Source organism: Spongiactinospora sp. 9N601 (assembly GCF_044326295.1).
GTDB classification, from domain to species: Bacteria; Actinomycetota; Actinomycetes; order Streptosporangiales; family Streptosporangiaceae; genus Spongiactinospora; species Spongiactinospora gelatinilytica.
On record NZ_JBIRBB010000001.1, the window covers coordinates 496,420 to 518,006 of the forward strand.

The 21,587-nt window shown below is 72.6% G+C and carries 20 protein-coding genes; 5 read left to right on the forward strand and 15 right to left on the reverse strand.

Features of this window, described 5'->3' with window-relative positions:
- Positions 1-94 precede the first annotated feature (94 nt).
- The gene (locus ACH34R_RS02145; protein WP_397559571.1) at positions 95-4,096 is read left to right on the forward strand and encodes an HAD-IC family P-type ATPase; all 4,002 of its coding nucleotides are present in this window, start codon (positions 95-97) and stop codon (positions 4,094-4,096) included.
- Here ACH34R_RS02145 and ACH34R_RS02150 read toward each other — a convergent pair.
- The 4 genes from ACH34R_RS02150 to npdG form a co-directional block, all read right to left on the reverse strand.
- Positions 4,083-5,261 carry a trans-sulfuration enzyme family protein gene (locus ACH34R_RS02150; protein ID WP_397559572.1) on the reverse strand — a complete coding sequence of 393 codons (1,179 nt, stop codon included), beginning with the start codon at positions 5,259-5,261 and terminating at the stop codon, positions 4,083-4,085. The two genes, ACH34R_RS02145 and ACH34R_RS02150, sit on opposite strands and share 14 nt — an antisense overlap.
- A gap of 58 nt (positions 5,262-5,319) precedes the next feature.
- Positions 5,320-6,105: an SDR family NAD(P)-dependent oxidoreductase gene (locus ACH34R_RS02155; RefSeq protein ID WP_397559573.1), complete on the reverse strand. Its 786-nt coding sequence runs from the start codon at positions 6,103-6,105 to the stop codon at positions 5,320-5,322.
- Positions 6,106-6,156: 51 nt separating this feature from the next.
- Complete coding sequence (locus ACH34R_RS02160) at positions 6,157-6,624, reverse strand: hypothetical protein (protein WP_397559574.1); 468 nt, start codon at positions 6,622-6,624, stop codon at positions 6,157-6,159.
- 379 nt (positions 6,625-7,003) lie between these two features.
- Positions 7,004-7,672: an NADPH-dependent F420 reductase gene (gene npdG, locus ACH34R_RS02165; RefSeq protein WP_397559575.1), complete on the reverse strand. Its 669-nt coding sequence runs from the start codon at positions 7,670-7,672 to the stop codon at positions 7,004-7,006.
- Between the two features lie 91 nt (positions 7,673-7,763).
- Here npdG and ACH34R_RS02170 point away from each other — a divergent pair, with 91 nt between their 5' ends.
- The gene (locus ACH34R_RS02170) at positions 7,764-8,348 is read left to right on the forward strand and encodes a hypothetical protein (RefSeq protein WP_397559576.1); all 585 of its coding nucleotides are present in this window, start codon (positions 7,764-7,766) and stop codon (positions 8,346-8,348) included.
- Positions 8,349-8,366: 18 nt separating this feature from the next.
- On the opposite strand, the gene ACH34R_RS02175 is transcribed toward ACH34R_RS02170, so the two are convergent.
- Positions 8,367-8,981 carry a TetR/AcrR family transcriptional regulator gene (locus ACH34R_RS02175; RefSeq protein WP_397559577.1) on the reverse strand — a complete coding sequence of 205 codons (615 nt, stop codon included), beginning with the start codon at positions 8,979-8,981 and terminating at the stop codon, positions 8,367-8,369.
- A 70-nt stretch (positions 8,982-9,051) separates the two neighbouring features.
- On the opposite strand from ACH34R_RS02175, the gene ACH34R_RS02180 reads away from it, so the two are divergent.
- The gene (locus tag ACH34R_RS02180) at positions 9,052-10,428 is read left to right on the forward strand and encodes a cytochrome P450 (RefSeq protein WP_397559578.1); all 1,377 of its coding nucleotides are present in this window, start codon (positions 9,052-9,054) and stop codon (positions 10,426-10,428) included.
- A gap of 17 nt (positions 10,429-10,445) precedes the next feature.
- Here ACH34R_RS02180 and ACH34R_RS02185 read toward each other — a convergent pair whose 3' ends face one another.
- Positions 10,446-10,625, reverse strand: a complete 180-nt coding sequence (locus ACH34R_RS02185) for a hypothetical protein (RefSeq protein ID WP_397559579.1) — start codon at positions 10,623-10,625, stop codon at positions 10,446-10,448.
- Positions 10,626-10,669: 44 nt separating this feature from the next.
- Between ACH34R_RS02185 and map the strand changes: the two genes are divergently transcribed.
- On the forward strand, positions 10,670-11,518 hold the full coding sequence (gene map, locus ACH34R_RS02190) for a type I methionyl aminopeptidase (RefSeq protein ID WP_397559580.1): 849 nt from the start codon (positions 10,670-10,672) through the stop codon (positions 11,516-11,518).
- A gap of 18 nt (positions 11,519-11,536) precedes the next feature.
- Here map and ACH34R_RS02195 read toward each other — a convergent pair whose 3' ends face one another.
- The 6 genes from ACH34R_RS02195 to ACH34R_RS02220 form a co-directional block, all read right to left on the reverse strand.
- Entirely contained in the window at positions 11,537-11,923 is a 387-nt protein-coding gene (locus ACH34R_RS02195) for a sensor histidine kinase (RefSeq protein ID WP_397559581.1), read from the reverse strand.
- Positions 11,924-12,119: 196 nt separating this feature from the next.
- The gene (locus ACH34R_RS02200; RefSeq protein WP_397559582.1) at positions 12,120-14,111 is read right to left on the reverse strand and encodes a cytochrome c oxidase assembly protein; all 1,992 of its coding nucleotides are present in this window, start codon (positions 14,109-14,111) and stop codon (positions 12,120-12,122) included.
- 4 nt (positions 14,112-14,115) lie between these two features.
- On the reverse strand, positions 14,116-14,331 hold the full coding sequence (locus tag ACH34R_RS02205; protein WP_397559583.1) for a hypothetical protein: 216 nt from the start codon (positions 14,329-14,331) through the stop codon (positions 14,116-14,118).
- A 170-nt stretch (positions 14,332-14,501) separates the two neighbouring features.
- On the reverse strand, positions 14,502-15,797 hold the full coding sequence (locus ACH34R_RS02210) for a helix-turn-helix domain-containing protein (RefSeq protein WP_397559584.1): 1,296 nt from the start codon (positions 15,795-15,797) through the stop codon (positions 14,502-14,504).
- A gap of 497 nt (positions 15,798-16,294) precedes the next feature.
- Entirely contained in the window at positions 16,295-17,590 is a 1,296-nt protein-coding gene (locus ACH34R_RS02215) for a helix-turn-helix domain-containing protein (RefSeq protein WP_397559585.1), read from the reverse strand.
- Between the two features lie 180 nt (positions 17,591-17,770).
- The gene (locus ACH34R_RS02220) at positions 17,771-17,938 is read right to left on the reverse strand and encodes a helix-turn-helix domain-containing protein (RefSeq protein WP_397559586.1); all 168 of its coding nucleotides are present in this window, start codon (positions 17,936-17,938) and stop codon (positions 17,771-17,773) included.
- A 264-nt stretch (positions 17,939-18,202) separates the two neighbouring features.
- Here ACH34R_RS02220 and ACH34R_RS02225 point away from each other — a divergent pair, with 264 nt between their 5' ends.
- Positions 18,203-19,579 carry an NCS2 family permease gene (locus tag ACH34R_RS02225; protein ID WP_397559587.1) on the forward strand — a complete coding sequence of 459 codons (1,377 nt, stop codon included), beginning with the start codon at positions 18,203-18,205 and terminating at the stop codon, positions 19,577-19,579.
- A gap of 207 nt (positions 19,580-19,786) precedes the next feature.
- Here ACH34R_RS02225 and ACH34R_RS02230 read toward each other — a convergent pair whose 3' ends face one another.
- From ACH34R_RS02230 to ACH34R_RS02240, 3 genes are all read right to left on the reverse strand, one after another.
- Positions 19,787-20,158 carry a hypothetical protein gene (locus ACH34R_RS02230; RefSeq protein ID WP_397559588.1) on the reverse strand — a complete coding sequence of 124 codons (372 nt, stop codon included), beginning with the start codon at positions 20,156-20,158 and terminating at the stop codon, positions 19,787-19,789.
- A gap of 90 nt (positions 20,159-20,248) precedes the next feature.
- A complete protein-coding gene (locus tag ACH34R_RS02235) occupies positions 20,249-21,121 on the reverse strand; it encodes a DUF5753 domain-containing protein (RefSeq protein ID WP_397559589.1) in 873 nt (290 codons plus the stop codon).
- Positions 21,122-21,266: 145 nt separating this feature from the next.
- Complete coding sequence (locus ACH34R_RS02240) at positions 21,267-21,515, reverse strand: hypothetical protein (protein ID WP_111167381.1); 249 nt, start codon at positions 21,513-21,515, stop codon at positions 21,267-21,269.
- Positions 21,516-21,587: the final 72 nt, after the last annotated feature.

Consider the following 21,587-nt stretch of genomic DNA (forward strand, 5'->3'; position numbering starts at 1 on the left):
ACGTTCCAAGATAGCCGACACCCCCGGATCAGCGATTCACCAAGATTTCACCTGATCTCAGGACTGACCGGCTGATGCCGGGTATTGCCCGGTCATGCCATTCGGACTCGGCCGCCTGCCCGGCCCCCTGCACTGGCTGGCGGACGTCGCCACGACGATCGCCGGACCACTGCTGGGCAGGTCCACCTGGACCTACCCCGGCCGAATCCACCTTGAGCTGCTGTGCGAACCCGCCCCCACGACCGAGATCGAGACCGCCCTCCAGGTCATCCCCGGCGTCCGCTGGGCGCGCGTCAACGAACCGGCCGGACGCGTGATCGTCGCGATCGGCGACCCCGCCCCCGACACCAGGGCACTGCTCGCCGCGCTGGACGAGGCCGAGCGCAAGGCCGAGCACGCCCCCAAGGAGCCGGCGCACGCCGCCACGCCCGAGGAGCCCCCGCCCGGCCTGGTGCTCGCCGCCGACCTCGGCGGCATGGCGGCGACCGTCCTGGAATGGGTGCTGCGGCGGACGCCGCTGCCCGCCGAGGCGGCCGGTCTGGTCGGGCTGATCGACACCATGCCGCGACTGCGCCAGGCGGTCGGCAGGGCCGCGCACACCGACATCCTCAAGGCGTGGCTGCCCGTCATGGGGGCCGCCGCCCAGGGTCTCGCCCCCGGCGTGACCGGGCTGATCGCCGACACGGCGCAGCGGGTCGTGCAGGTACGCGAGTCGCGCGCGCTGGCGGCGGCCTGGCGGGCCGCCGAGGAACGGCTGACCGGCACCCCGGAGCGGGCCGCGTCCGGGCTGCGCCCCGCCGTACGGCCGGTGCCGCTGCCGCCGGGGCCCGCCGAACGTTACGCGGACCAGCTCATGACGGGCGCGCCGCTGGGCGGGGTGGTCGGCGCGCTGCTCACCTCGGCGCCCCGGCGCGGCCTGCAGACCGCGATGATCTTCACCCCCAAGCCGGCCATGGCCGGCCGCGACACCTTCGCCGCCGAACTGGGCGCGGTGCTGGCCCGCCGCGGGATCGTGATCATCGATCGGCGGGCGCTGCGCCGCCTGGACCGGATCGACACCGTGGCCGTGTCGGAGCGTACGCTGCGCGGCTCGCCGTACGGGGAGGTCATCGAGGCCGCCGCCGCGCGGGCGGGCCTGCGGTTCGTCACGATCGCCGAGCCGGGTACCGCCGAGGTGCACGGGCTGCAACGGGAGGGCGGCGGCGTGCTCCTGGTGTCGTCGGACGGCCCCGCGCTGGCCGCCGCCGACTGCGGGCTCGGCGTGCCGGACGGCGACGGCCCGCCCCCGTGGGGCGCGGCCCTGCTCCTGCCCGGCGGCCCGGCCCCCGCCGTGCACCTGATCGCGGCCGTCGAGGTGGCCCGCCGGGTCAGCGAGGACGGCGTACGGCTGGCCCGCGCCGGCACCGCCGTGGCCGCCATGCTCACCCTGACCGGCCACGAGAGCCGGTCGGCGCGGCAGGCCCTGTCCGTGATCGGCGCGGCCTCCTGCCTTTCCATCGGCCAGGGCGCGTGGCGGGCCTGGCGCGCGGTACGCGACCCGATCCGCGAGCCCGCCAAGCGGGTCCCCTGGCACTCCATGCCGGTCGAGGACGTCCTGGCCGAACTCGGCGCGCACCCTGAGGGCCTGCCGGACGTCCCCCGCGAGCGGCGTCCCCGCCCGGCGGCCGAGCGGCAGTCGCTGGCCGGTGGGGTGGTGGCCGAACTGGCCAATCCGTTCACGCCGGTGCTCGCCTCGGGCGCGGCGGGCTCGGCCGCGATCGGCTCGTTCGTGGACGCGGGCCTGATCCTCGCCGTGATGGGCATGTCCGCGCTGATCGGTGGCGCGCAGCGGACCGCCACCGCGCGGACCCTCGCGGGCCTGGCACGGCACATGCGGGTCCCCGCGATGGTGCTGCGCGGCGGCCGGGTGCGCCACGCCGACGCCCGCGACCTGGTCCCCGGCGACATCGTGCTGCTGTCGGCCGGTCAGGTGGTGCCCGCCGACTGCCGGATCATCGAGGCGGACGGGCTGGAGGCCGACGAGTCCGCGCTGACCGGCGAGTCGCTGCCGGTCGCCAAGGATCCCGCGCCGCTGCGCGCCAGGGAGGTCGCCGAGCGGCGCAGCATGCTGTACGAGGGCACCTCGATCGCGGCCGGTACGGCCAAGGTCGTGGTGGTCGCCGTGGACGAGGACACCGAGACGGGCCGGGCGATGGCGGCGGCCGGGGATAAGCCGCAGGTGAGCGGGGTCGCCGACCGGCTGGCGCAGATCACCCGGGCGACCACGCCGATCGCGCTGGCCGCCGCCGCCACGATCGTGCTGTCCGGCCTGGCGCGCGGCCGGCCGCTGCGCGACTCGCTGGGCGAGGGCGTCAACCTGGCCGTGGCCGCGGTGCCCGAGGGGCTGCCGCTGCTGGTCAGCGCGGCGCAACTGGCCGCCACCCGGCGGCTGTCGGCGCACGGGGTACACGTACGCGACCCTCGCATCATCGAGGCCCTGGGCCGGGTCGAGGTGCTCTGCTTCGACAAGACCGGGACGCTCACCGTGGGCGAGATCCGGCTCACCAGGGTCGCCGACGCCCGCCGCGAACGTCCGCTGGACGACCTGGACGCCGACCTGGCCCGGGTACTGGCCGCGGGGGTGCGGGCCACCCCCCAGCGCGGGCACGACGGGGAGCACAGCCACCTGACGGACGCGGCGGTCGCCGAGGGCGCCGAGCAGGTCAAGGTGACCCGCAGGACCGGCTCGCGGGGCTGGCAGGAGGTGGCGGCGCTGCCGTTCGAGCCGTCCCGCGGCTTCCACGCGACCGTCGGCCGGGTGGGCGGCGGCCACCTGCTGAGCGTGAAGGGCGCGCCGGAGACGGTGCTACCGCGCTGCACGCTGATCCGCCTGGGCGGGGAGGACCGGCCGCTCACCGCGGCCGAGCGGCGCCGCCTGGACAAGCGGGTCCACGCCCTGGCCGAGTCCGGGCACCGGGTCCTCGCCGTGGCCGAGCGCCGCCTGCCCGCCTCCTGGCGGGCCGCCCCGGAGCCGTCGGACGACGACGTGGGCGAACTGGTCTTCGTCGGCCTGCTCGGGCTCGCCGACGTGGTACGGCGGGCGGCCAGCCCCGCCCTGGCCCGGCTGCGCGCGGCGGGCGTACAGATCGTGATGCTCACCGGCGACCATCCGGGCACGGCGGGCGCGGTGGCCGCCGGCCTGCTCCCCGGCGAGCGCGAGCCGCACGTCCTGACCGGCGCGGAGCTTGAGGAGATGGACGACGAGGAGCTGCGCCGCCGGCTGCCCGGCGCGGACGTCGTGGCCCGCTGCACCCCCGCGCAGAAGGTCAAGGTGGTGCGCTGCTTCCAGAAGCTGGGCCGCACGATCGCGATGACCGGCGACGGCGCGAACGACGCCGCCGGCATCCGGCTGGCCGACGTCGGCATCGCCCTGGGCGGCACCGGCACCCCCGCCGCCCGCGCCGCGGCCGATCTGGTGGTCGCCGACGACCGGCTGGAGACCATCGTCCACGCGCTGGTGGAGGGCCGGGCGCTGTGGGCGTCGGTGCGCTCGGCGCTGGCCATCCTGGTCGGCGGGAACCTCGGCGAGATCGCCTTCACCCTGCTCGGGTCGCTGCTCTCCGGTTCCTCGCCGCTGTCGGCCCGTCAGTTGCTGCTGGTGAACCTGCTCACCGACCTGGCCCCCTCGCTGGCCATCGCGCTGCGCGCGCCGTCCACCGGCACCGCGGCCGGGCTGCTCCAGGAGGGCCCGGAGTCCTCGCTCGGGCGGGCGCTGAACCGCGACATCGTACGGCGGGCCGTGATCACGACCGCCGCCGCCGGGATCGCCTGGACGGTGGCCCGGTTCACCGGCACCCGCGCCCGCGCCCGGACCGTGGGCCTGCTGGCCCTGGTGGGCGCCCAGCTCGCCCAGACCCTCCAGGCGGGGGGCCGCGACCGCGCCGTGCTGCTGAGCGCCCTCGGCTCGGCGGCGGTGCTGGCCGTGGTGGTGCAGACGCCGGTGCTCAGCCACTTCTTCGGCTCGGCCCCGGTCGGCCCGGTGGGCTGGGCGATCGCGGTGGGCGCGGTGGCGGCCGTGCTGGCGCTCGACGCGACCGGGCTGCTCAGGACGTCCTGAGCGCCTGCTCGAAGTCGGCCCACAGGTCCTCGGGGTGCTCGATCCCGGCCGCGACGCGGACCGTGCCCTCGCCGATGCCGTGCCTGGCCAGTTCCCCGGCGGACAGGGCGCGGTGCGAGGTGGTGGCCGGGTGCAGGATCAGCGTCTCGACGCCGCCGAGGGAGGGGGCCAGCAGGGCCAGCTTCAGCGCGCTCATGAACCGCTCGCCGGCCGCACGCCCGCCCGTCAGGTCGAAGGCGAACACGCCGCCGAAGGCGGGCAGCAGCCTGGTCGCCGTCTCGTGCGAGGGGTGGGAGGCCAGGCCCGGCCAGTGGACAGCGGCGACCGCCGGGTGGGCGGCCAGCCGGGTCGCCAGGAGGCGCGCGTTGTCGCAGTGGCGCTCCATCCGCAGGTGCAGCGTCTGGATGCCGCGCAGGGTGAGCCAGGCGGCGAAGGGGTCGGGGGTCGGGCCGAGGTCCACCGAGAACCGCCACACCTTGCGGTAGGTCTCCTCGGAGGCGAACACCGCGACGCCGCCCACCACGTCGGTGTGCCCGCTCAGGTACTTGGTGGTGGAGTGGATGACGATGTCGGCCCCGTGCTCGATGGGCCGGCACAGCACGGGCGAGGCGAAGGTGTTGTCCACCACGGTGGTCACCCCCGCCTCCGTCGCCGCCGCGCACATCGCGGGCAGGTCGGCCACCTGCGTCATCGGGTTGGCGATCGTCTCCAGGTACAGCAGCCGGGTCTCGGGGCGTACGGCGGCGCGCACCGCCTCCGGGTCGTCCTCGGGGACGTAGGTGACCGAGACGCCGAACCGCTCGCGCAGTTCGGTGAGCATGGTGGCCGTTCCGCCGTACAGGGCACGCTGGGCGATCACGTGGTCGCCCTGCCCGACCAGCGCGAGCAGCACGGTGTTGATCGCGGCCATGCCCGAGGAGGTCGCGAGCGCGCCCACGCCGCCCTCCAGCCCGGACACGGCCTCCTCCAGCGTCCGCACGGTCGGGTTGGTCAGCCGGCCGTAGACGAACGCGCCGTCCGGGCGGCCCATGCCGTCGGCGAAGACGGCCGGGTCGTCGAAGACGAACCCGGAGGTCTGGTAGATCGGCGTGGTGATCGGGACGCTGCCGTTCAGCGGCGGCCTGGGCAGGTGGACGGCACGGGTCTCGGGGCGCAGTTCGCTCATGACAACCAGGATCGCCCGGCCGCCCGTGCGCGTGGCACCCGCCCCCGCCCCGGCGGCATCAGCGGGCCGGGCCGGCGAAGTCGCGGAAGACGCGCCCGGCGTTCAGCAGCGCGCCGCCGTCGACCGGGAGGGTGACGCCGGTGATCCAGGCCGCGTCGGCGGAGGCCAGGAAGGCGACGGCGGCGGCGATGTCGTCAGGGCGTCCGATCCGGCCGAGCGGGATGGTGGCGGCGATCCGGTCCAGTGTGTCCGGCTGGTCGTCCCAGGCTCTGGTGCGGGTGGTGCCCGGCGCGACCAGGTTGAACCGCACCCCGTCCGCGGCGCACCGCGACGCCAGGTTCTCGGTGAGGTTGCGCAGCCCGGCCTTGGCGGCCGAGTAGGCCACCGAGCCGAACGGCGCCAGCCCGTTGATCGACCCCACGGTCACCACGCTGCCGCCGTGCGGCGAGCCGATCAGATGCGGCATCGCGGCCCGTACGCAGCGCACCACGCCCATCAGCGTGACGTCGATCTGGCGGTGCCAGTCGTCGTCGGTCAGCTCGTCCAGGTCGGGGAGGTTCAGTCCGCCGCCCGCGTTGTTGACCAGCACGTCCAGCCGCCCGAACCGGGCCACGACTGCGGCGACCGCCGCCGCCACGGACTCCCCGGAGGTCACGTCGCACGTGACCGCCACGGCCCGCGCCCCGTCGGCGGCCAGGCGGGCGGCGGCGCGCTCCCCCGCCGCCGCGTCCACGTCGGCCACCGCGACGGCGGCGCCCTCCCCGGTCAGCCGCTCCGCGATCCCCAGCCCGATCCCGTGCGCCGCCCCCGTGATCATCACGATTCTGTCCTCGAACCGCCGCATGGCCGCCGTCACCTCCGGTAGATGTGCCCCTACCGTAGTGGCGGCCCGCCGTCACTCAAGATCTCTGGTCGAGCTTCCTTCCTTGAGGCTCCATGACCTCTCCACGCCGAGCGGGGATCTGACGCCCCAGAAGAAGGACGTCTGACCGACGGAAAAGGACAGGTTGAAAACGCCGTAGCCGACCACCGCACTGACCGCCATGGAATATGTCCCGAGCAGCAGCGCGGACGGCATCAGCCCGAGCTGGCCGTTGAACGGCGCGATGACGAAGGCCGCGATGGACCCGAACAGAGTGCCCGACAGGACGAGGCCGATCAGCATGAGAATCGTCTCCCCCACGGGCCCGCCCCCGAGCAGGGCGCGCAACACCTTGCCGGCGATCGCCGCCACCAGGCCGATGGCCAGGACGTACAGCAGAAGCAGCCACCACGGCTCGCCGTCGGCCCGGTGGGCCAGCACCACGTAAGGGGGCCAGGCGAAACCGGCCGACGGCAGCAGCACGCGTAAGGTCTTCACCATCCTGGACCCCGCCCCTCCGTGGGCAAGCGCCGTTTTCCCGGCGACGGCCGCGATAGCACTCACTCAAACACACGGCAGGGCGGGACGCCATATGAACAATCGTTTCCCGGCGTCCGGGCCGATCGCCGGAAATGGCACAGGAACGGCGATGCCCGAGCCGCGGCCATGAATGCGGCCCGGCCGCTCACGCCCACCATGCGCCGGGACCGGCCGGAGCGGCCGGGCGTCCTACGCCGCAGATGCCCAGACGCCGCAGATGCCCAGACGCCGGAGATGCCCAGACGCCGGAGATGCCCAGACGCCGGAGATGCCCAGACGCCGGAGATGCCCAGACGCCGGAGATGCCCAGACGCCGGAGATGCTCAGACGTCGGAGATGCTCAGACGTCGGTGATGCGGATGCCCGCGTGCGCCTTGTGGCGGCGGTTGATGGAGATGATGTTGGCCGTCAGCGCCTCGACCTGGTGGGCGTTGCGCAGGCGTCCGCCGTAGATCCCGCGTACCCCGGGGATGCGCGAGGCCAGCGCCTGGACGGTGTCGGTGGCCTCACGGTCATCGCCCAGCACCAGCACGTCGAGATCGACCTCCGAGACCTCGGGGTCGAGCAGCGTGACGGCCGAGACGTGGTGGAAGGCGGCGACCACCCGGCTGCCGGTCAGCACCGCGGCGGCCTGCTGGGCGGCGCTGCCCTCCTCGACCGGCAGGGCGTAGGCCCCCTGCTTGTCGAAGCCGAGCGGGTTCACGCAGTCGATGACGATCTTGCCGGTCAGCGGCTCGCGCAGCGCCTCCAAGGTGGCCTTGTGCCCGTCCCACGGCACGGCGACGATCACGATGTCGGCCTTGGCGGCGACCTCGGCGTTCTCGCCCGCCGTCACGCCGTGCCCGATCGACTCGGCGGCCTGCAGGGCCCGTTCGGCGCTCCTGGACCCGATCAGCACCCGCTGCCCGGCCAGCGCGAACCGCCTCGCCAGGCCCTTGCCCTGGTCGCCGGTCCCGCCCAAGATGCCCAGGGAAAGCGCCCCGACCTCGGTAAGCGTGCCATCCGCCACGATTCTCACTCCTCATCGCCACCGTAACCAGGAATCATGCCAGGCGGCCGATCGCGAGACGCCCCCGGGGTGGCTGCGGCAGCATGAAGCCATGGACGCGTCGTCAGTGGAGTTCCTGCGCGAGGCCCTCGCGCCGACCGGATGGGTGGAGCGCACCCGTGACTTCGCCCGCGGCCTGCGGGCGACCCGCTCGCCCGGCGGGCTGCTGGTGGTGGGCACCCCCGCCGAGGAGCCCTGGCACGTGACCGCGCACCTGGCCGACGAGGCCCGGCTGGCGGATCTCCCGCAGCTCGCGCCGACGCTGGTGCGCTGGTCGGTACCGCCGGGCGCGCCGCCGCACCTGCGGGTGGGCATGGACCGCCTGGGCGCGGCCCGGCGCGGCGAGACGCTGTTCGTGGTCACCGAAGCGGCCGTGCCGGTCCCCCTGCTCGAACGGCTGGACGACGCCAGGCGCACCGGCGCGACCATCCTGGCCCTGGACGGCGACGGCGGCGACCCCGAACTTACCGGCCTGGCCCACGACGCCCTGTCCATCCCCGCCGACGCCCCGGTGTCCTTCGACGGGGCCCAGCACCTGGTCAGCATGGCCGCGGGCGAGCGCGGAGCCGGCCGCGGCCTGCGCGGGCGCCTGGCCCGCCTGCTCGACCGGGTGAGCGGCCCCCACGTCGTGGACTGACCGCGCCCGCGGCGGGGGTCAGCGCGCCCCGCCGGTCATCTCCGGCAGCGCGGCGAAGACCTCCAGCACCTGGCCCGCCTCCGGCGTGCTGTCCGGGTCGATCAGCCACTGCAGGATCAGCCCGTCCTGGACGGCCATCATGACGGTGACGAACACCTCCGGGTCGAACGGCGGCCGCCTGCCGGTCCGCTCGGCGACCCGGCGGACCATGGCCACGCCCGCGGCGCGGGCCTCGGCGTAGGCGGCGGCCAGCCTGGCGCGCAGCGCCTCGGAGCGCGCGGCCGGCGGAAACGCCTCAATGAACGCGATCAGCAGCGGCCGGGACTCCTTGAACACCTCCAGCAGGGCCGCGAGCCCTCGGGACAGCGCGCCCGCCATGTCCGCGTCGTCCTGCTCCGAGGCGAAGACCGCCTGCTCGACCCTTACCGTCCACAGCCGGAAGCACTCCTCCAGCGCCTCGTGCAGCAGTGCCTCCTTGCCACCGAAGTGGTAGCCGATGGAGGCCATGTTGGTGCCCGAGGCGGCCACGAGGTCGCGGACCGTGGTCGCGGCGTAGCCCTTCTCCTGAAGGCAGCTCACCGCTCCGGCGAGAAGTCTCTCCCGGTGGCCGCCCACCGGCTGTTCACGTGACACGGGAGCCATGATACAAATCTATTCAAACGCATAAGACGATCGTTCGCATAACCATCGGAAGGGGGCCCCGATGCCCGCACCACCGCCCGGACCTCGGCTCACATCCGTCCAGCAGACCTACCGCCTCATGCGCGACCCGGACGCCTTCTTCCGTGCCTCGGCGCGCGAGCACGGCCCGGTGTTCACCATCCGCTACTTCGGCTTCCCGCCCGAGGTCTACGTCGCGAGCGCCGAGCTCGCCGAGCGCGTCTACGCGCTGGACGGCGACGGCGGCGGCCGGGCCGGGGAGGTCCGCCGGGCGTTCATGAAGCCGATGGTCGGCAGGCACTCGCTGCTCAGCCTGGACGGCGAGCCCTGGCGACGGCACCGCAAGCTGCTCAGCCCGCCGCTGCACGGCAAGGCCGTCGCCGGGTGGCGCGGCGAGATCGAGCGGATCGCCGGCCGCTCGGTGGACGGCTGGCCGCTCGGCGAGCCGTTCGCGCTGCGCGACCGGATGCAGGACATCACGCTGGAGGTGATCATCCGGCTGGTGTTCGGCATCACCGAGGCCGGGCGGCTGCGGCGGCTGCGCGCCCTGCTGCCGAAGCTGCTGGAGACGACGGGCACGAGCTCGTTCCTGATGCTGCCGGCCCGGATGATCGACCGGATGATCGCCTCGCCGCTGCTGCGCCGCGTGCCGTACCTGCCCACCACCCGCTTCGGGGTGCTGCGCGAGGCCCTCGACTCCCTGCTGTTCGACGAGATCGCCGGGCGCAGGGCCGCGCCCCGGCCGGACGCGACGGACATGCTGTCCCGCCTGCTGGCCGCCACCGACGAGAACGGCGAGCCGATGTCCGACCAGGAGATCCGCGACGAGCTGGTCACCATGCTGATGGCCGGGCACGAGACCACCGCCACCGGGCTGGCCTGGACGTTCGAGCGGCTGGTCCGCACCCCGCGGGCGCTCGACCGGCTCTCCGCGGACCTCGCGGCCGGCGAGGACCACTACCTCGACGCGGTGATCAAGGAGGGGCTGCGCTCGCGCCCGGTGGTCTTCGAGGCCCCCCGGCTGCTGGACCGGCCGCTCGCGCTCGGCGGGTACGAGATCCCGGCCGGGTGGTACGTCGCCCCGCTCATCTCGCTCATCCACCGCGACCCCGACGCCTACCCCGACCCGGACGCGTTCCGCCCGGAGCGGTTCCTGGCCCAGGAGCACGGCGGGGACGGCGTCACCGAGCGCGCGCAGCGGTCCTGGATGCCGTTCGGCGGCGGACGCCGCTACTGCGCGGGGGCGCAGCTCGCGCTGCTGGAGATGCGCGCGATCATCCGCGAGGTGCTCGGCCGCGTCGAACTGACCGCGGGAGACGGGCTCGCCCCGGAGACGGCGCTGCTCAAGAACGTCACCCTCGCACCGTCCCGGCGCACCCTCGTGGTCGCGCGCTCACGTACGCCGGTAGGCGCCTCCTGACCCGCCGCACGGGCGGGTCAGTCGTCGTCCCACCTGCGGTCGCCCTCGCGCCATGCCTCGTTGCGCTCGGCGGCGGTCTGCAGGGCGCGCGCCGCCGCTTCCCGGGTCTCGTAAGGACCCATCCGGTCCTTGTTGGGGCACCCCTCGTCGGGCTCTACTCGCAGATGCGTCAGACAGAACCACCATTTGCCGCTCACGTGACGAATACTGCCCGCTTCGGGGCCCAACTAGACTTGCCGCCATGACGACACTGCTCCAGCCCGGGCGGATCTCGCCCATGCGCAAAGTCCCCGCCCACATCCAGCGGCCGGAGTACGTCGGCAAGAAGGCCCCCAAGACCGGCGAGCCCAACGTGAAGACCCCGGAGATCATCGAGAAGATGCGGGTCGCGGGCCGGCTGGCCGGGCAGGCGCTGGAGGAGGTCGGCAGGCACGTCGCCCCCGGGGTGACCACCGACGAACTGGACCGCATCGGCCACGAGTTCCTGTGCGACCACGGGGCCTACCCCAGCACGCTCGGCTACCGCGGCTACCCCAAGTCGCTGTGCACGTCGATCAACGAGGTCATCTGCCACGGCATCCCCGACGACACGGTGCTGCGCGACGGCGACATCGTCAACGTGGACATCACCGCGTTCATCGGCGGGGTGCACGGCGACACCGACGCCACGTTCCTGGTCGGCGAGGTCGATGAGGAGTCGCGGCTGCTGGTGGAGCGCACCAGGGAGGCGACCCACCGGGCGATCAAGGCGGTGGCCCCGGGGCGGCAGCTCAACGTGGTGGGGCGGGTCATCGAGGCGTACGCCAAGCGGTTCGGCTACGGCGTGGTACGCGACTTCACCGGGCACGGCATCGGCACCACGTTCCACTCCGGCCTGATCGTGCCGCACTACGACGACCCGTCGCTGTCCACCACGCTGGTGCCGGGCATGACGTTCACCATCGAGCCGATGCTCACGCTGGGCGCCATCGACTACGACATCTGGCCCGACGGCTGGACCGCCGTCACCAGGGACCGCCGCCGCACCGCGCAGTTCGAGCACACGATCCTCGTCACCGACGACGGCCGGGAGATCCTCACCCTCCCCTGAGGCGGGGTGGCGCGGCGCTCAGCGGCGCGGGATCACGCCGGTGACCGTGGTGCCCTCGCCGGGCACCCCACGGACGGTGAGCGCGCCGCCGAGTTCGGTGAAGGCCGCGCGCATCAGCGCGGTGCCCCGGCCGGTGGCCGGGCCGTAGAAGCCCACGCCGTCGTCGCTGACCGTCATACGCAGCCCCGAGGCGCCCAGCGTGACCGCCACCGATACCGTCCGCGCCCCGCTGTGCCGCTCGACGTTGGCCAGTGCCTCACCGAAGGCGGCCATGACCGCGCGGCTGACGCCCGGATCGACGTCGCCCTGCGGCAGCGCCCAGGTCTCGACCGCGATGCCGGTGCGGCGGGACCACTGGTCGAGGTGATCCTCCAGGGCCTCGGCCAGCCCTTGTCCCCCGCGCATGCGTGTTTCCTCGGTCACTGGCATGCGTCCTTCCACGCGAGGACATCCGGCTCCCGGCACGCCTGCCGCGCCCGCACGGCGGCCCCGCCGGAAAGTGCCGGGCGACGCCCGGCCGACGCCGCGACGACGATGTCCCACTCCCCAGCCACAGGCTACCGGAGAGCCCTGACCAGGGATGTTCCCTCCGACCCGCGGGTCAGTCGGCGCGGCCCTTCTTGTCCAGCTCGGCGAGGTAGTCGTTGTAGGCGTCCAGTTCCGCGTCGCCGCTGCCGCCGGTGCGCGCGGCGATGGCGTCGGCCCGGCGGTCGGCCTGGCGGGCCTTGCGGTCGTCGTCCCGCCACCACTGCGCGGCCAGCGCGAGGAGCACGATCAGGGTCGGGATCTCGCCGAACCCCCAGGCGATCGCGCCGCCGGTCTGCTGGTCGGCCACCGCGGATGCGCCCCACGTACGGCCGAGCTGGTCGTAGTAGGTCGCGGCGATCTGGCTGGTCATCATCATCAGCGCGATGCCGAAGAAGGCGTGGAAGGGCATCGTCACGAACAGCGTCACCAGCTTGGCCACGTGCGGCAGCCGGTGCGGGGCCGGGTCGATGCCGATGATCACCCAGAAGAACAGCGAGCCGCTGGCCAGGAAGTGCACCGACATCGCGATGTGGCCAAGATGGCTGTCCATCGCCGAGGCGAACAGCGGCGTGAAGTACAGCGCGTAGGTGGAGACGATGAACAGCGTCGTGGCGATGGCGGGGTGGGCCAGGAAGCGCATGACCCGGCTGTGCAGGATCACCGTCAGCCACTCGCGCGGACCCCGATCGCCCCTGCGCGGCGCGGGCCTGAGCGCGCGCAGCGCCAGCGTGACCGGCGCGCCGAGCACCAGGAAGATCGGCGCCAGCATGGAGATCACCATGTGCTCGGTCATGTGCGCGCTGAACAGCACCTTGGCGTAGCGGCCCGCGCCGCTCTGGGTGGCCAGGACGAGGATCAGCACACCGGCGAACCACGAGATGGTACGCCCCCACGGCCAGCCGTCACCGCGGCGGCGCAGCCGCAGCACACCGGCCCCGTAGAGCCCGGCGAGCACGGCGGCCAGCGTGGCGAAGAACACGTCGAACCACCACATCGTCACCACGTTGGCGAGCGAGATCTCCGGCGGCAGCGGGAAGCCCAGCAGCTCGAACGCCCGGTCCAGGGCGATCGGGGCGGGCGGGGGCTCGGTACGGCCGAGCCCGACGGCCAGGCCGACGGTGGCGAGCATGAGCACCGTCTCGCCCCCGGCCAGGCGGGTGAACGCGCCCGGCTTGCTCTGGGACACCAGCGGCAGGGTGCGCCTGCGGTGCAGGTAGCCGAAGAGGCCGAGCAGCCCGAAGGCGAGCGCCTTGATCACGATGAGCCGGCCGTAGGGGGAGGTCACCAGGTCCGTGACGGCGGTGAGCTGGGCCAGGGTGATGAACACTCCGGACAGGCCGACCATGACGAAGCACCACAGCGCCATCCGCGAGAACCGGTCGCTCGCGACGGCAAGGTGCTGGTGGCCGCGCAGCGCGTGGGCCGACACCACGACCAGGCCGCCCACCCACAGCGAGAGGCCGACCAGGTGGAAGGCGATCGACGTGGTGGCCAGCGAGTGGTTGGGCGAGGAGGAGGAGTGACCGGTCAACGCGGGGGGCAGCAGGGTGGCGATGGCCAGCACCAGCAGGCCGCCCGAGGCGCCGACGGTGATCGCGCCCCGGGAGAACAGCGCGATCGCCACCGCGAAGAGGATCACCAGGGTGAGCGCCACGCCTTGGGAACTCTGGCTGGCGAAGCTGAGCAGCTCGTTGCCGTTGAGGATCTGCGAGACCGGAGCGCCCCAGGTCTCCGACACGGTGAACAGCATCGTCGCCGCCGTCGCGCCCGCCCAGCCCAGCGCCAGCCAGGAGGCGGCCTTGACGTACTCCAGGGCGGACTTGCCCAGCAGGCCCTTGTCGCTGGGCAGCAACGCGGTGGCGGCCAGCAGGGTGCCGACGGTGAGCACGCCCGAGGCGTTCATCAGCAGCTTGGACAGCGGCAGCGCCCACCGGGTCAAGGTGCCCTCGTCGGGCAGGCCGGGGATGATGCGCGGCGTCGCCGCGCCGCCCACGAACATGGCCGCGATCAGGGCGACCACCGCAGCCGCCGTCGCGACGAGCGCCAGGCGTACACTCCTGCTCATCGGGTCACCGCTTCTTGCCGCTCTTGCGGCGCAGGCTGAGAAAGAGCCCGATGCCGACGCCGGCGAGGCCGCCGGCCAGGATCCACAGCCACACCGGGAGCCCGCCCCCGCCCTCGGGGGCGGCGAGCACACCGTGGGCCGACGCGGGAGAGGCGAGGAGCGCGGGCAGCAGCGCGCCGAGCGGTACGGCCAGCGCGGCGCGCGACGGGAAAGTCTTCATGGCGATCCCAGGCTACCGACGGGAAGCGCCGCCCCGAACCGTGGATCGCAACCTTGGGCCCCCCTTGCCACCTCCTGACCGCGCTGGAACGGTCCCTGACCGCCCCGGTCGCCCCGGTCGCCCGGGGCGGTCGGCGGCGGGCCGCGATCAGCCGTTGATCACAGCGTTGATCACAGCCCGACGCTGGTGAGGGCGCGCTGGTAGGCGGCGACGCTGCCGGGGCGGTCGTCGAGCTTGCCGAGCACCTCGGCCACCGTGCGCCAGCCCTGGGCGGCCCGGCGGGCGGGCGTCACGTTGTCCAGCCAGCGCTTGGCCGAGTCGATCGCCTCGTGCGCCTCGGCCCGCTTGCCGAGCACCGCGTACGCGCCGGACAGCAGCAGTTGCGGCTCCACGCCGAGCCCGTTGATGGTTTCGGAGACCAGGTCGTGCGCCTTCTGGGCGTGCACGACGGCCTGGTCGTAGTTGCCCAGGGCGAACTCCACCCGCCCCAGCTCGCGCTCGCACCTGGCCTGGTCGGCGCTGCCGGCCGAGGTCCCGGCCAGCTCCTGCTGGGAGCGCAGCAGAGCCTCGCGGCAGCTTTCCGCCTCCTCGGGCCGGATACGGAACCGCAGGTAGGTGTAGGCCAGCCGGACCCTCGCGAGGTTGCGCGGATCGCCGTTTTCGGAGTGGATGGCAAGCGCCCGCTCGGCCAGCGCCAGCGCCTCCTCCTTCTGGTTGGTGGCCTCGGCGAGCAGCGCCCCGTTCCAGCAGGTGGCGACGATCGCCCGGGGCGTGCCCAGCAGCTCCGCGGCGGCGAACAGCTCGGCGCAGAACTGCGTGGCCCGCAGCAGGTCGCCGCGGAAGTGGTAGGCGTACAGGAGCGTGGCGCCGAGCTCGATCAGCTCGTCGGTCCAGGCCGGGCGGGCGCTGCCCATCAGGATCTGCTCGCAGACCTGTACGGCGGCCGACAGGTCGCCCCGCTCGCGGTAGCAGCGCGACAGCGCGATGGCCACCTCGACGTGCCGCTCGGGCGTCATGGCCTCGCCGGCCGACGCCCGCAGCCCGTTGAGGGTCGCGATCGCCGCGTCGAGGTCGCCGCCCGCCTCCATCGCCCGCGCCAGCCCGAATTCGGCGTCGAGCCGGAGCTGCGCCAAACCAGCCAGGTCGTTGTCGGCCACCAGAGCGGCATACCGCCTGCGCGCCTCGGCGACCTCGCCGTTCTCCAGCGCCATGCGGGCATAGCCGAGTTCCAGCTCCAGCTCTTCCATCTGCTCGGCGGTGACGCCGTTGACCAGGTAACTCAGCGAACAATCGAGCTTGCCGGCGAGCAGTTCGAGCACCGCTGGAGTTGGCGTTCGCTTCCCGCTTTCGATAAGAGATACGTAGCTGTCGGACAACTCCGGATGCGCGAGCTGGGCTTGAGACATACCGCGCTGGCGGCGGATTGTCTTAATGCGCTGGCCCGCCAGATCTTGACTCACCGGCACCCCTTGGAACAATGTCGTCGAACGAAAACCAGTGACGGGAGCACCACCATGCGTCGACGCCTCACTGTCTCCGCCCTGACGGTGCTATGCACAGCCCTTATCGCCGTCGCGGCCAATGCTACCGCCGCGGAGGCCTATCCGTCCGGGACCCAGGTGGTCACGGAAGGGAAGGACATAGCCTGCTGCTAGCCGACTCCCGGCAGAGCCGAGACCGGCGGGAACGACCCTCGCGGGCGGACAGGACCCGATCGGGTTCCGTCCTTCCCGCGCGGGACCTCCCGCCCAGACCAGGCGCGTGTGAGCGCTCGGCAGACCGCTCTCCGGCCCCGCACGGCCGGTGAGCACACCGAGCGCTCGCACGCGTTCCGTTTTCATGGCCCCCCACTGCGCGGATCGGCGCACCTCACCAGCTCGTGAATTACGAGCATATCGTGCTTATATCACATCGTCCGGTAGCGCACGACTGTTATCCCTAATTCGGATGGCTCGTCACCCCCCTACAGGCCCACGCTGACCAGAGCCCGCTGGTAGGCGGCGACGCTGCCGGGGCCGTCCTGGAGCTTGCGCAGCACCTCGGCGACGGTCCGCCAGCCCTGCGCCGCGCGCCGCGCGGGGGTCACCTGCTCCAGCCATCGCCTGGCCGCGTCCAGCGCCGTACGCGCCTCCACCGGCTCGTCGGCCATGGCGTAGGCGCCGGCCAGCAGCAACTGGGCGTCGGCGCCGAGCCCGTTGGTCGTACTGGAGACCAGGTCATGGGCTTTTCTGGCATGGGCGATGGCCTGCCCGAAGTCGCCGAGGGCGAGTTCGACGTGCGCCAGGTCCAGTTCGCACCTGGCCCGGTCCGCCACGCCCGCGGACGACTCGGCCAGTTCGCGCCGGGAGCGGTGCAGGGCCTCCCGGCAGCTTCGGGCCTCGTGCGGGAGGAGCAGGAACCGCTGGTAGGTGCAGCTCAGCCGGACGCGAGCCAGGTTCCGGGGATCGCCGTTCTCGGAGTGGACGGCGAGGGCCCGCTGGGCCAGGGCCAGGGCGTCCTTCGTCCGGCCGATCGCCTCGGCCAGGGCCGATCCGTTCCAGCAGGCGGCGACCGTGGCCCTGGGGGTGCCCAGCAGGTCGGCGGCGGCGAGCAGTTCGGCCGACCAGTGCTGCGCGCGCAGGAGGTCCCCGCGCAGCATGTACGCGCCGAGCAACGTCGAACCGAGTTCGACCAGCTCATCGGACCAGGCCGGACGCACCGGGCCCAGCAGGATCTGCTCGCAGACCTGTACGGCCGCCGACAGGTCCCCCCGCTCCCGGTAGCAGCGGGACAGCGCGATGGTGACGGTGATGTGCTGTTCCGGGGTCATGGCGTCGCCCGCCGCGGCCCGCAGGCCGTTGAGGGTGGCGATGGCCGCGTCGAGGTCGCCGCCCGCCTCCATCGCCCGGGCCAGGCCGAACTCCGCCTCGAACCTGAGCCGGGTCAGTCCGGTGAGGTTCTTGTCCGCGACCAGGTTCGTGTACCGCATGCGGGCCTCGGTGACCGCGCCGTTCTCCAGGGCGATGCGCGCGTAGCCGAGTTCGAGCTCGAATTCGTGTAACTGCTCGGTGGTTACTCCGTTGACCAGGTAACTGAGTGAGCAGTCGAGCTTGCCGGCGAGCAACTCCAGTACCGCCGTGGTCGGCGTCCGCTTACCGCTTTCGATAAGAGAAACATAGCTGTCGGACAACTCCGGATGCGCGAGCTGGGCTTGCGACATACCCCTCTGCCGACGAATTGTCTTAATGCGCTGCCCCACCAGATCTTGACTCACCGGCACCCCTTGGAACAATGTCGTCGAACGAAAACAGTGACGGGAGCACCACCATGCGTCGACGTCTCTTGCTTTTCGCCATGGCTGTCCTGTGCACAGTCATGGCCACCGTCGCGGCCAATGCTACGGCCGCGCAAACCTCCATGTCGCCACTCTCGGACGTGGGTGAGCCGATGTGCTGCTGACTCAGCGGTAAAGCAAGGAAGAGATCGGCCCGGCCGGTGGGGCATGACCCCCGGTCGGTTCCTCCGCCCTCCGCATCCGATACCTCACCGTGTTGGCACGTACATGCAGGCGCTCGGCGCAGGTGTTCCACGACCCCGAGTACTCCAGGAACACGCCGAGCGTCCGCACGGGCTCTGACAGGCGCTTTTCGGCGAAGTCGAAAAGCGGGTCCGGCAGCCGCGCGGCGAACGACCGCCGCGCCTCGCCGGGAACCGTGACCGGTTAGAAGCCCTGTGTGTAAAACTCATCGCCGGTCACGACGCCGCCGTTACGTGAATCGTCGCCGCCGCGCCGTACGGGACGTTCGGCGGGCGCTCTGGCGGGTGGGCGACATCGTGCCGCCCGGAGCTGGGTAGGACCGGTCTCGTCCCCCCGCCGGGGCAAGGGAGGATCGTGGACCGACTCGACCGCTTCTTCGGCCTGCGGGCCCGCGGGAGCACGGTCGCCGCCGAGGTACGCGGCGGGGTGACCACGTTCGTGGCCATGGCCTACATCGTCCTGCTCAACCCGATCATCCTGGCCGGGGCCGTGGACGTCACCGGCGCCAGGCTGTCGATCCCGCAGCTCACCACCGCCACGGCGCTGGCGGCGGCGGTCAGCACGCTGCTGATGGCGGTGGTCGGCAACGCCCCCTTCGGGGTGGCCGCGGGCCTCGGGCTGAACGCCGTGGTGGCCTACCAGGCCGCGCCGCACATGACCTGGCCGCAGGCGATGGGCCTGGTGGTGCTCGAAGGGCTGGCCATCGTGGTGCTGGCGGTGTCCGGCGTACGACGGATGATCATGAACGCCATCCCGCTCGCCCTCAAACACGCCATCAGCGTCGGGATCGGCCTGTTCATCGCGCTCATCGGCCTGGTGGACGCCGGTTTCGTGGCCAGGGGCACCGGCACGCCGGTGCAGCTCGGCACCACCGGCCACCTTTCCGGCTGGCCGGTCACGGTCTTCTGCTTCGGGCTGCTGCTGATGATCGTGCTCTACGCCCGGCGCGTCCCTGGGGCGATCCTGATCAGCATCGTGGCCACGACGGTGCTGGCCATCGTGGTCGGCACCGCGTTCGCCGTCGATCCGGCGCAGTGGGGGGTGGTCGCCCCCAGGGTGCCCACCTCGATCGTCTCGGCGCCCGACTTCGGGCTGCTCGGCGCGTTCGACCTGTTCGGCGGTTTCGGTACGGCGGGCGCGCTGACCGCCACCGTCGTGCTGTTCACGCTGGTGCTGTCCGGCTTCTTCGACGCGATGGGCACCATCATCGGCGTCAGCGACGAAGCGGGCCTGGTGGACGAACAGGGCCAGGTGCCGCGCCTCGGGGCGATCCTCACCGTGGACGGCGTGTCCGCCGCGATCGGCGGTACGGCCAGCGCCTCGGCCAACACCGTCTTCGTCGAGTCGGCGGCCGGGGTCGGCGAGGGCGCGCGTACCGGCCTGGCCAGCCTGGTCACCGGGGCGCTGCTCGGGCTGACGCTGCTGTTCACCCCCGTCACCACGGTCGTGCCGGCCGCGGCGGCGGCCCCCGCCCTGGTGCTGGTGGGCGCGCTGATGATGACGCAGGCGCGAAACGTGCCCTGGACCGACCTGGACCTGGCGATCCCCGCCTTCCTGACGATCGCCCTGATGCCCTTCACCTACAGCATCACCACGGGGCTGGGCGCGGGACTCATCGCCTACGTCGCGATCAAGCTGGGGCGGGGGCGGCCGGGCGAGGCGCACCCGCTGCTGTACGTGGTGGCCGCGATGTTCGTGGCCTTCTTCAGCGTCGGCCTGTTCGACGGCTGACGACAGGTCGCCGTGGCCGATATGGCCGCGGGACCTGCCGCGGGACCGGCTTCCCGCGGCAGGCGTCCGAGGGCACCGCCGCGGGGCGGTGCGGAGGGACATCGGCCCTGCGTACTGGTCTCTCGGAGGCCGGGTGTTGCTCCGGGTACGGTCACGATGGTCAGGGGCGCCGGCGTGACGGGGTCGTCCGGCCTCCGAGAGTGCTCATCACACCAGATCCCCCGTCTCGAACTTGATCTCGTTCAGCCGCCGGCAGGCCCGCTCCATGCGCTTGAACGCCGTGTTGACGACATGCCCGAGCTCGGCCAGCTCCCGGTTGCGCCGCTCGGCCTCCTGTCTCTCCCAGTGGCCGATGGCCTCATCGAGGGACTTGAACCGGCCGCCGGCCGCGACCACGACCTGCCGGCCGTTCGCATACCGGATCGCCACCCTGCCGACGATGGTCCAGTCGCCACGAGCCATGGCACGCCCCTCGCGTCCGCCGACCACTACCGTTCGCCTCTCGTCGATCAGCAGACGACGCTGTCGGCCGAGTTCGCCGCGGCGGGCCACGGCGGGACCCGATGCGCTGGGAGGCATGACTCCGACGATAGGAACGAGGCTCTCCCGCCCTCAACGGGCTTGCACGAACTTGCACACGACTTTGGCCGACGCCCTCACGAGGACGAATCAGTCGAGCACGCCGCGGGCCTGGGTGATCAGCTCGTGGGCGTGCCTGCCGAAGCGGGCCATCGCCGCCAGTTCGTCGAAGCCCTTGGCGTACTGGGCGATCTCGCGGGGCTGGGTGACGTTGACCGAGGCGGTGAGCAGTTCGACCTTCACGGTCCGGTCGTCGAAGATGTGGAAGGCCTCGACCGGCCACAGCCGGCGCGACTCGGTCTGTGGGATCACCCCCAGTGAGACGCGCGGCAGCGCCATGACGGTCAGCAGGTGGTCGAGCTGGCCGGCCATGATGTCGGCATCGCCGATGCGGTAACGCAGCACCGACTCCTCCATGAGGATGGCGAAGCGGTGGTCGCCCTCGTGCAGCACGCGGGAGCGGGTCAGCCGCGCCTGTGCCGCCGCCTCGGAGTCGTCGGGCAGCCCGCGGAACGCCGCCACCGAGGCCAGCAGCGCGCGGGCGTAGGCGACGGTCTGCAGCAGCCCCGGCACCACGTGCGAGCAGTAGACCCGGAAGTGCCGGGTGGCCTCGTAGCGCGCGATGCCGGACTCCTGGGTGCGGCGCAGCCCGGCCCGGTGTACCCGCCGCCACTCGACGTACATCTCGTCGGCCTGCCGGGAGGCGGCGATCAACTCCTCTACCTCCCCGTCCGCGCCGCAGGCCCCGCACCACGCGCGTAGATCGTCATCGGAGGGCGGGGTCTTGGCGTTCTCGATGCGGCTGGACTTGGACTCGTGCCAGCCGGCCGCCGCGGCCAGTGCCCGCGCGCTCAGCCCCGCGTCCAGCCGCAGCTCGCGCAGCCGCTGCGCGATCAGCCGGCGGGCGGCGAGGACGCTGCTCGATGACTGCGTCGCGTTGGGCCGGCGGTCCGCCGGCGTCACGCGCGTCGATGTTGCTTGTCCGGATCCCATACCGTCTCACAGGCGTCAGATGGCGTACCGGCCTGCTCGGGCGCGTCGGGGAGCCGGCCGCCGACGGTGCTGGACGTGTGGCGTGGCCACGGTGACGTGGGCCGGGCGGCCCGCGTCACGAATGCGAACTCCCGAGGTCGGCGTCCCGGCAGGCCGCGAGGAGCAGCGGCGCCATGCGAAAGGGGATGCGGACCACCCGCTCGCCCTCCGCGAGGGGGTTGAGCGATGTCATCAGGACCCGTGTCTCGGCGTCTTGCACTTCCCTGCCCTGGATCACGATGCTGCCGTCGGTCTCATCGACCCAGACCGACGGGCAGTCGTCAACGTCACTTCCAGGGTCCTTGCCGAGGAACTTCAAAGCCATCATCGACTCCGAGCTGAGGTGTGCTGCGTGGACTTGCCTACGCGTGAACTTAACCGCACTCTAACGCACAGT

Excerpts from the sequence above, each read along its gene's own strand:
- ACH34R_RS02160 (WP_397559574.1), bottom strand. The coding sequence starts at position 6,624 with ATGGTGAAGACCTTACGCGTGCTGCTGCCGTCGGCCGGTTTCGCCTGG.
- ACH34R_RS02195 (WP_397559581.1), bottom strand. The coding sequence starts at position 11,923 with ATGCGCGGGGGACAAGGGCTGGCCGAGGCCCTGGAGGATCACCTCGAC.
- ACH34R_RS02200 (WP_397559582.1), bottom strand. The coding sequence starts at position 14,111 with ATGAGCAGGAGTGTACGCCTGGCGCTCGTCGCGACGGCGGCTGCGGTG.
- ACH34R_RS02155 (WP_397559573.1), bottom strand. The coding sequence starts at position 6,105 with ATGCGGCGGTTCGAGGACAGAATCGTGATGATCACGGGGGCGGCGCAC.
- ACH34R_RS02240 (WP_111167381.1), bottom strand. The coding sequence starts at position 21,515 with ATGGCTTTGAAGTTCCTCGGCAAGGACCCTGGAAGTGACGTTGACGAC.
- ACH34R_RS02170 (WP_397559576.1), top strand. The coding sequence starts at position 7,764 with ATGGACGCGTCGTCAGTGGAGTTCCTGCGCGAGGCCCTCGCGCCGACC.
- ACH34R_RS02230 (WP_397559588.1), bottom strand. The coding sequence starts at position 20,158 with ATGCCTCCCAGCGCATCGGGTCCCGCCGTGGCCCGCCGCGGCGAACTC.
- map (WP_397559580.1), top strand. The coding sequence starts at position 10,670 with ATGACGACACTGCTCCAGCCCGGGCGGATCTCGCCCATGCGCAAAGTC.
- ACH34R_RS02205 (WP_397559583.1), bottom strand. The coding sequence starts at position 14,331 with ATGAAGACTTTCCCGTCGCGCGCCGCGCTGGCCGTACCGCTCGGCGCG.
- ACH34R_RS02145 (WP_397559571.1), top strand. The coding sequence starts at position 95 with ATGCCATTCGGACTCGGCCGCCTGCCCGGCCCCCTGCACTGGCTGGCG.
- ACH34R_RS02150 (WP_397559572.1), bottom strand. The coding sequence starts at position 5,261 with ATGAGCGAACTGCGCCCCGAGACCCGTGCCGTCCACCTGCCCAGGCCG.
- ACH34R_RS02180 (WP_397559578.1), top strand. The coding sequence starts at position 9,052 with ATGCCCGCACCACCGCCCGGACCTCGGCTCACATCCGTCCAGCAGACC.